Source organism: Nocardiopsis listeri (genome assembly GCF_020741345.1).
GTDB lineage: Bacteria > Actinomycetota > Actinomycetes > Streptosporangiales > Streptosporangiaceae > Nocardiopsis > Nocardiopsis listeri_A.
In genome coordinates, this window is record NZ_DYZD01000273.1 from 1 (window position 1) to 8,326 (window position 8,326).

Genomic DNA, 8,326 nt, shown 5'->3' on the forward strand with positions numbered 1-8,326 from the left:
ACGCAGTGAGCCCGCCCGGGAAACGACCCCGGGCGGGCTCTGCACATCCATCCACCTGCGAAGGAGAAAACATGCGCAACACCGAGTCTACCGCCCGCCCGAACACCACCCCGGTGGTGCTGGACTGCCGTTCCTGCACCTGGCAGATCGTGTCCGACTCCGCCGTGCTGGCCGGCCTGGAACAGGCCACCCACCGCATCACCGCCCACGCCACCCTCCCGGAGCGGCGCCAGGTCCAGCACCTGATCAGCGCCTACCGGCAGGTGATCGGGGACCTGCCCGGCACCCTGCTCATTCTGGCGGTCCAGCAGGTCCTGGACACCCCCACCGTGGTCGAGGCCACCCCGGCGGCCGCGTGAGCGCGGCCCTGACCGATCTGGGCCACCTGATCGAGGACCTGCTGCTCGATAGCGGCGACGAGCCGGTGTTCGTCGCGCTCATCGCCGCCTACGCCTTGGCCCTGTTGGCGTTGGCCGGCCCGCATCTGGCGCTGTGCGCCGTGGTGGGGGTGGCCCTGGTCGCCGACCAGGTCGAGGCCGACGACGAGTGGGCCCGCCTGGCCCTGCACACCACTGAGGACCGGTGCCAGTGAACCCCACCTACCGGCTGATTCTGGTCGGCACCGCGGTCGCGGTGCTGGCCCTGGTGCTGCTCGCCCTGAGCTGAGCGCCCTACACCCATACCTGTTGTGACCTGGAAGGAAGAGCCCGTGAACACCACCGTTCGCACGCGGCCGCTGTTGATCGCCGCGACCATCCCCTCGTTGCTGTCACTGGCCTGGACCGCCTGGTCGGTGGCGGACATGATCCCGGCCCCGGCCCCGATCGCGATCGCCGCCGGTATCGCCTTGGACGTGATGCTGGTCGCCGCGGTGGCCATCGCCTGGATGGCACCGACCATCGCTCGGGGCGCCCAGATCGCCTCCTGGGTCATCGCCGGGGTGGCCGCGGCCGCGATCGCGCTCCACTCCTGGCACCTGTCCCCCGCCCTGGTGTTGATGGCGGCCGTGCCGCTGATCGCCAAGGCCCTGTGGGGTCTGGCGCTGTCGGCCAAGACCGCCCAGGAGGTCGAGGCCGCCCGGGTCGAGGCGGAGAAGGCCAAGGCCGCCGAGGCGAAGCGGGTCGAGGCCGAGCGCAAGGCGGCCCGGCTCTCCACCGGGCTGACCGAGGACCAGGAGGCCGAGCTGGCCGAACTGGAGCGCAAGCGCGCCTACGTCGAGTCCAAGTCCGAGAAGGAGTTGGCGCTGGCCGAGGCCCGGGCGCGGGTGGCCCAGGAGGAGAAGCTGGCCGAGATCCGTCGCGGGGCCGAGACGCAGATGGCCACCGATGAGGCGCGCGCCAAGATCCACGTGCGTCGCGCCGAGTTGGCCGACCAGATCCGGTTGGCCGCCCCGGTGTACACGGTGACCGAGATCGGTCCTGGACAGGTGCCCGACGACGTCTCCGGCATCACCGGCCCTGGCCCGGAGGGGTCCGGGGCGGTGGCGGGGTTCGGGTTCCCGCAGAGCCCGCCGCGCCCTGGGCAGGGGGGTGCCCACCCTGCTGAGCAGCACATGCCCAGCGTGCCCACCCCCGGCGGGGGTGGGCTGAGCGAGGCCGAGCGTAACCGCCGCGCGGTCTTGAGCGCCTTCGAGCAGCTGAGCACCGGCGGCACCGTCCCGACGATCTCGGCTGTGGCCGAAGCGGCCGGGGTGAGCCGGCGCACCGTCAACCGCCACCTGCCCAAGTAACCGCCCACCTACTGGGCACCCTGGGCACCCTTTCTGACCTGGGGGTGCACAGGGTGCCCACCACCCGCCCCGGCGGGTGCGCACACCCACCCCGTCCGTCTTGCGGGGTGGGTGTGCGCACCACTCCGGACCGGTGTCCGCGTGAACCGGCGACACCCCTACGGGGGTGAACCGGCGCCACGCGAACCGGCCGTCCTGGTGCTGTTTCGAGCACACCCCTCAAGCGTGAAGGAGACCTTCATCGACCCACCCACCACGCACCGCTGCCGGGCCCCGCCGAAGGGGCTGATCTGGGGCCGCCACCCGTATGCGGGTGGCGGCCCCTTCACCACCATCACCGTCCCGGCCGCGTTCGCGGTCTGACCTGCACATTCATCACACACGTTTGGAGGGGCCGATGGGTGCCCTACCTGATCCCACGCCCCCGAGAGGGGCCCAACCACTCAAGAGCCCCGACCAGGCGCCGCCGTTGTTCGCGGTGCCCGGGCGTTCGGCTCCCGCGCCCCGGCGTGAGGAGCCCCGACCCGCCCCGCAGGCGGCGCCGGTACCGGAGGTGGCGGAGCCGGTCGTTGAGCCGGATCCGGCACCTGCAGAGCCCGCCCCGGCGACCCCGTCACCGGCCTCGGAGGCGGGGCCGGTGGTCGAGACCCCCCAGGAGGGGTTCGTTCCGGTGGTGGGGGAGCCCTGGTGGGCGAGCCTGCGGCCCCCGGACGTGTGGAACACCCCCGCCCCGACGCTGCGGGAGGAGATCGCGCGGGCCCGGCGGGGTGATCACCTGCCCCAGTCCGGGCCCTGGCGCACCGCGGAGCTGGTGCGCACCTGGATCTCGGCCCTGATCAACACGGTCCTGTTGCTGTTGGTGCACGTCAACCGCTCTGCGGGCCGCCAGGCGGTCCTGGTGTTGTTCGTCGCCGGCATCGCTCTGGTGTTGGCCACGCGCTGACACACCCCTCACAAGAAAGGAGCACCCCGTGCTCGGTTTCGTGTTCGGATCCACGATGTTCGTGGTCATGCTCGGGTCGCTGGCCTTGATGTTGGCCTCCAAGCGGCACAAGAAGTACCGCAAGTTCTCCAAGTGGCTGACCTTCACCTTCGCGCTGATGGCCGGGTCGGCCGCCGCCCTGTGCTTCGTGGGCCAGTGGGCCGGTGGCCTGCTCACCGCGTTCGCCGGCTACGTACTGGGCGCCCCGGCCATCGTGGGCGTGCTGGCGCTGTTCCTGGTGCTGGCGGCCATCGTCGACCTGCTCGATGGTGAGCCCGATGGGTTCGCCCGCACCGCCGCGCTGGTGGCGCCCTCGATGTTGGCGGTGACCGGTGGGGCGCTGGGACTGTACGGGACCCAGGCCACCGGTGCGGTCTCTGAGGCCGGCGCCCACCTGCTGGGCAGCCTGATCGGGCTGGGGTGAGCCGCTGATGGAGCTGTTCATCATCGCGATGACGGTGGCGTTCATCTGCCGCGACCCCTCCGGCACGATCAAGGCCGCCACCTCCTACAAGAGGGCGCAGATCGAGCGTGAGCGGACCAAAAACCCCAAGGTCAAACATCCCGGGCATCGGGCGTTTCGCAACTATTTGGGCACCGTTTGGGAAGCGCGGTGGAACGAGGCGGCCGAGCGCTATCCGGAGCGGATGCGTGCCGCCCAGGAGCGGCGGTCCCGCGCCTGGGCGAAGGCGAAAAAGCGTGCGGGTGAGCGCTGGGACGAGCGCTTCCCGCCCAAGGAGAAGTCGCGGGAGGAGCGTGATCGTGACGCCAAGGCCTTCGACAAGGAGCTGGCCGAAGAACTGGCCAAAGAGCGCCTGGCGGAGGAGCGCCCTACCGCTCCGGTGGTGGACCTGGACGCTGAACGCCGCCGCCGTGAAGGCGCCGATGAGCCGGTGTCCGGGGCCGACCCGGACACCTCGAAGGAAGGGACCAAGCCCATGTCCGTGAACCTGTCGGACGCCACGTCCTTGCGGGCGCACCTGGCGGCGCTGCGTGAGCACGCCAACTACCAGGACAAGACCTGCACCGCCAAAGAGCAGCTGGCCGCGGGGATGAAGTCGGCGGAGGTGGGCGGGGCCACCATCGCCGCGGTGGACGCCTCCCGGGCCGCCTCCGCTCACGCCGCCGCGATGGCGCGCGCGGCCGCCGATGCGTTGGAGGACGCCAACATGAGCGTGGCCGAGGCCCGCACCTCCAGCCCGGACGCCGGGAGCGGCGACTACTACGAGCGCCGCTGACCGGCGGCGCACCTCACGATTCACCACCTCAAGGAAGGGTCACATGGCGGACGAAAAGAACAGCACAGAGCCCAAGGATCCTCTGGTGGAGCGGATTTACGACCGCGTTGATGATGCGCTGGATCGTATGGACGCCAAGCTGGAGGGCGAGACCGATGAAGAGGCCCGGGAGTGGAACGGTGCCCGGCGCGAGCCGGACACCGGGGGTGGCGCGGAAGAGCCGAACTCCCCCGGCGCCGACGGGGACGGCAAGTCCGCTGATGCGGGTCCTGGCGAAGGTGAAGGGGCGGAAAAGAGCGAGGGCGGCGAAGCCGGCGGCGGTGAGGCCGGTGATGGGGGTGGGTATACGCCCTCCTCAGGGGGTGCCTCCTACGCCGGTGACATCGCGATGATGCGCGCCGAGGTCGACTACACCTCCAAGACGGTGATCCCGCACTTCGAGATGCTCATCGCTCAGGCCACCAACGTCGGCAACGGGCCCAAAACCCTCCAGGCGCTCAATGCCGGTTTGGAGGCGGCCCGGTCCGCTCTGGGCGCCGCCCAGGACGCGATCAGCAAGGTGCAGGCCACCTCCGAGCCGGTCCAGGCCGCCTACGACGACTCGGGTGGGGAGGCCGCCAAGTCCAAGACCTACTTCCACGGCGACTGACGGTTTTCGTCACCATCGGTGACCGGGCGAACGGGCGGGCGAATCCATGATTCGCCCGCCCGAATCATTCCCGCATGTCATAGTTTCGACCGATTTTCAGGGGCGGGCGAACGTCCCTGCCCCCGCACACCCTGATTCGCCCGGCCCCGGGCGAACCCGCGCGCTGGTCACGATCGGTGACCACCACACCAGGAAGGATCACCGTGATGGGCAAGCGCACCCGCACCCCCAACACCACACCGACCCCCTCCCCGACGCCGTCGCGGCGCACCCCCAGCGTGCGCGAGATGGAGATGGCCCTACAGACGCTGGAGGCCGCCAAGGCGGCCGAGGAGCGCCGTAAGAAGCAGCAACGGTGGACCAGTGAGGGGATCCCCGGCAAGACCTGGTCCAAGGTCGTGCGCCCGTCCAAGGGCGGGATGCGTGATCTGTACCGGCACGTGCTCACCCCCTGGTATTGGGGTGCGCCCACGGTCGGGGCCATCGCCGCCCAGGAGGCGCTGGTGGCCACAGGCGATCTGGGCGGGGCCGCCTCCCTGGGGGTGGTGGCCGCCGGAACACTGGCCACCGCCAACGCGGTGCCACGGTGGTTGCGCACCAAGCGGGCCGCCAAGGCCCACCCGCACGCCGCCGCCTGGGCCGAACGGGAGCCGGGGCATACCCGGGTGGTGGCCAATCTGGCCGCCGCCGGTGCGGTGGCCGCGCACGCGGTGGGGCTGAGCGTGGGCTGGTCCCCGGACGTGATCGCCGCTACCGGCCTGGCCGGGTTGGGGATCTTCACCGGGGCCGCCTCCCGGTACTGGCAGTGGCACCGCCACAACACCACCGTGCTCAACCCCGCGGCGGCCAAGGCCGCCCGCCTGGCCGCCCTGAAGGACCGCCCCGAGGAAACAGCGGTGGTGGTGGACCCGGCCGAGCTGGTGCGGCGCCTGCACGAGCGGTGGCCCACGTACGTGGCCGCCAACGGCAAGGCACTACCCGGCTCTGAGCTGACCGGTATCACCGCCACCGAGTACGGGGCCACCGCGCTGCTGCACCTGGCCGCCGGCTCTCAGGAGCGGGCCACCGTCACCGCCGCCCTGGGGCGGATCGCCTCCGGGCTGAAACTGTCCGCGTCGGCGTTGGCGATCGAGGACGTGGAACCCGAACCCGGCCAAGAGCCGGACTCGTCGGTGTTGCGCCTGCGGGTGATCTCCCAAAAGGTGTCCGAGCGCCCCGTGGCGCTCGATGACGGCACCGAGCGGGCGGTGGTGCGGGGCAAGAAGACGGTGGTACGCCTGGGCGACTACATCGACGGCCAGGGCGAAGCCGAATGGCTGCTCTACGACGGCGAGTCCGCCTGGGGCGGGTTCTTCGCCGGTAAGACCGGCGCGGGCAAGACCACCCTGATCGAGACCCTGGTCATCGGCGCGTTCGAGACCGGGTGCACCTACGTCATCTACGCCAAACCCAAGAAGGGACCCAGCCCCAGGATCGCCAAACACGCCCACTGGACGGTGGAAGCCGACCCGGCCTCCCGGTCGGCGATGATCGACGGCGTCATCCGCATGATGGAGGTCCGCGGGCTGATCAACGAGCTCAACGACACCTCCAACTTCGTGCCCTCCCCCGACTTTCCCGGGGTGATGATCGTGATGGATGAGTTCCACGAGTTCGCCGCCCAGGTCGAGGCCGCCGGCAAGGGCCGGCTCAACCGCATCGCGCGGGAGATCCGCGCGGTGGGCGGCGCCCCGGTCGGCGCCTCCCAGGGGTTCGGCCTGGAGGGCTTCGTCCAGGACGACATGATCCGCCAGAACATGACCGGCACCAACGCCGTGTCCATGAAGCTCGGTGCGACCCAGGCCGGGATCTTCAAACGCGAGATGGCGCTGCCGGTCAACCCGGGCGACCTGCCCGACCCGGCCAAACACCAACGCAACAAGGGCCTGGCGTTCTCCCTGTTGGGGCGCTCGATCCCCTTCCGAGGGGCGTGGGCGCCCGAGGAGGAGACCGAACAGGCCATGGCCACCGCCCGCACCAAGGCCGTGGCCGGGCTGGACCCTGACTCCGAAGCCGCCATGGACGAAGGCAGCCGTGGGCTGTTCTCTGCCCGCAACACCCAGGCCGCGCGCCGCAAGGACCAGGTCCGCGCGATGCTCGCCGGCATCCGATCCCGCGCCGGTACGGGAAGCACGCCCCAGTCCGAGCAGGCCGGTGCGGCGGCCGCCGACCACACCCTCGCCTCCGAGGCCGGGCGGCCTGTTCCGCCGACCCTGCCCCACCAGGTGGTGGTCGACATCGAAACCGCGCGCAAGGCCAAGGCCTCGGCGGCCAAGGCCGACCCGGAGCGCTCGCGGCCGCGTCGGTCGCCGGCGATCGAGGGCGTCCTGGAGATGCTCCACGCCCAGGGGCCGGTGGGCACCACCGTGCTGCGCGAGGCCCTGGCGGGGCGTGAGGGGTGCGGTAAGGCCGCCGTGGACGCGGCGTTGAAGACCCTGTCGGAGGAGGGAGAGATCGCCAAGACCGACGCCTCACGCAAGGCCCCCTGGAAGCTCACCTGACCCGGTATCGGCCACAGAGCGTGTCCGGGCGAACGGGCGGGCGAATCTCGGATTCGCCCGCCCGAATCATTCCCGGATGTCACGGTTTCAGGCGATTTTGAAGGGGCGGGCGAACGCCCCTGCCCCCACACACCCCGATTCGCCCGGCCCCGGGCGAACCCGAGTAATGATCACCCACAGTAAGGAGAACGATGTCGAGCGGGATCGTGTTCGCCGCCCTGCTGGCCGGCCACTGGGTCGGAGATCACTGGGCCCAGACCGACCAACAGGCCACCGGAAAGGGCGCCCACGGGTGGGCCGGCCGTAAGGCCTGCGCCGGCCACGTGGCCACCTTGACCCTGTGCCAGATGGCGGCTCTGGCCCTGGTCGCCACCGTGGAGGGCGGCTTCGGCGCCCTTCCCCTGGCCCTGGGTCTGGCGGTCAACACCGCCAGCCACTACTGGATCGACCGCCGCCACACCTTGCAGGGCCTGGCCGTCGTACTGGGCAAGGCCGGCTACTACGACCGGGGCGGCGCGCCTCACCTGGACCAGGCCGCGCACATGGCCTTCCTGCTGCCGGCCGCGTTGATCATCACGGCCCCCACCGCCACCGGGGCCCTGGTCCTGGCCGGGGTGAGCGTGGCGGTTCTGTTCGGCCTGGACCTGCTCGCCCGCCGGGGCCGCACCTCGTCTCGGCAGCGGGACGGCATCTACGTGGTCCTGCGCACCGACTAGTACGCCCGGACGTTGGCCCTGACCGCCCCGCAACCGCTGGTTGCGGGGCGTGCGGGGGGACCGTCCGGTCCACCACATGACGACGGCCCCACCCCTTTGCTTGCAGGCACCGGGTGGGGCCGTCTCTCTCACACGGAGAGGCCCAGATCCTATGCGCACTCACACCCCCCAGGTGTCCGCGACCGTGTCCGCCTCCGAGCGCCCCTGCCCCATCTGCGGCGACTACTACGACATCTCCGACCCCGGATCGAGCTACCCGCACAACAACGGCCTGTGCGGCTGATTCCGACAACAGCCCACACCCCAACGAATGGAGCACCCCATGACCGTGAAGAACACGAAAACCCTGAAGCGCTGCTGCGGTACCTCGGTGGGCGTCATCATCACCGACCCCCAGGACCGGATGTTGATGGTCACCCGTGGTTGGTGGCCCAAGGGCACCGCCCCCGTGGCCGGTCACGTCAAGGACGCC

General features: G+C 70.8%; 11 protein-coding genes. All 11 read left to right on the top strand.

Going from position 1 to position 8,326, the window contains the following annotated elements; genetic code table 11:
- Positions 1-71: 71 nt before the first annotated feature.
- The 11 genes from K8V84_RS14530 to K8V84_RS14580 all read left to right on the top strand — a co-directional run bounded on the left by K8V84_RS14530 (position 72) and on the right by K8V84_RS14580 (position 8,137).
- Positions 72-359 (top strand): hypothetical protein, encoded by a 288-nt coding sequence (locus K8V84_RS14530; protein ID WP_304075037.1) that lies wholly within the window; start codon positions 72-74, stop codon positions 357-359.
- Entirely contained in the window at positions 356-592 is a 237-nt protein-coding gene (locus tag K8V84_RS14535; protein ID WP_304075039.1) for a hypothetical protein, read from the top strand. Before K8V84_RS14530 ends, K8V84_RS14535 begins: the two co-directional genes overlap by 4 nt.
- A gap of 117 nt (positions 593-709) precedes the next feature.
- A complete protein-coding gene (locus tag K8V84_RS14540) occupies positions 710-1,729 on the top strand; it encodes a hypothetical protein (protein WP_304075041.1) in 1,020 nt (339 codons plus the stop codon).
- A gap of 225 nt (positions 1,730-1,954) precedes the next feature.
- A complete protein-coding gene (locus K8V84_RS14545; RefSeq protein WP_304075044.1) occupies positions 1,955-2,092 on the top strand; it encodes a hypothetical protein in 138 nt (45 codons plus the stop codon).
- A 274-nt stretch (positions 2,093-2,366) separates the two neighbouring features.
- A complete protein-coding gene (locus K8V84_RS14550) occupies positions 2,367-2,672 on the top strand; it encodes a hypothetical protein (RefSeq protein ID WP_304075046.1) in 306 nt (101 codons plus the stop codon).
- A gap of 28 nt (positions 2,673-2,700) precedes the next feature.
- A complete protein-coding gene (locus K8V84_RS14555) occupies positions 2,701-3,135 on the top strand; it encodes a hypothetical protein (RefSeq protein ID WP_304075048.1) in 435 nt (144 codons plus the stop codon).
- Between the two features lie 7 nt (positions 3,136-3,142).
- Entirely contained in the window at positions 3,143-3,949 is an 807-nt protein-coding gene (locus K8V84_RS14560; RefSeq protein ID WP_304075051.1) for a hypothetical protein, read from the top strand.
- 43 nt (positions 3,950-3,992) lie between these two features.
- A complete protein-coding gene (locus K8V84_RS14565) occupies positions 3,993-4,598 on the top strand; it encodes a hypothetical protein (RefSeq protein WP_304075054.1) in 606 nt (201 codons plus the stop codon).
- 206 nt (positions 4,599-4,804) lie between these two features.
- Positions 4,805-7,138 (top strand): hypothetical protein, encoded by a 2,334-nt coding sequence (locus tag K8V84_RS14570; protein ID WP_304075057.1) that lies wholly within the window; start codon positions 4,805-4,807, stop codon positions 7,136-7,138.
- 191 nt (positions 7,139-7,329) lie between these two features.
- Entirely contained in the window at positions 7,330-7,854 is a 525-nt protein-coding gene (locus K8V84_RS14575; RefSeq protein ID WP_304075060.1) for a DUF3307 domain-containing protein, read from the top strand.
- 151 nt (positions 7,855-8,005) lie between these two features.
- Entirely contained in the window at positions 8,006-8,137 is a 132-nt protein-coding gene (locus K8V84_RS14580) for a hypothetical protein (protein WP_304075063.1), read from the top strand.
- Positions 8,138-8,326 lie beyond the last annotated feature (189 nt).

What these genes read in the sequence shown, in the direction of transcription:
- K8V84_RS14575 (WP_304075060.1), top strand. Translation starts at nt 7,330, where the DNA reads ATGTCGAGCGGGATCGTGTTCGCCGCCCTGCTGGCCGGCCACTGGGTC.
- K8V84_RS14570 (WP_304075057.1), top strand. Translation starts at nt 4,805, where the DNA reads ATGGGCAAGCGCACCCGCACCCCCAACACCACACCGACCCCCTCCCCG.
- K8V84_RS14565 (WP_304075054.1), top strand. Translation starts at nt 3,993, where the DNA reads ATGGCGGACGAAAAGAACAGCACAGAGCCCAAGGATCCTCTGGTGGAG.
- K8V84_RS14580 (WP_304075063.1), top strand. Translation starts at nt 8,006, where the DNA reads ATGCGCACTCACACCCCCCAGGTGTCCGCGACCGTGTCCGCCTCCGAG.
- K8V84_RS14560 (WP_304075051.1), top strand. Translation starts at nt 3,143, where the DNA reads ATGGAGCTGTTCATCATCGCGATGACGGTGGCGTTCATCTGCCGCGAC.
- K8V84_RS14530 (WP_304075037.1), top strand. Translation starts at nt 72, where the DNA reads ATGCGCAACACCGAGTCTACCGCCCGCCCGAACACCACCCCGGTGGTG.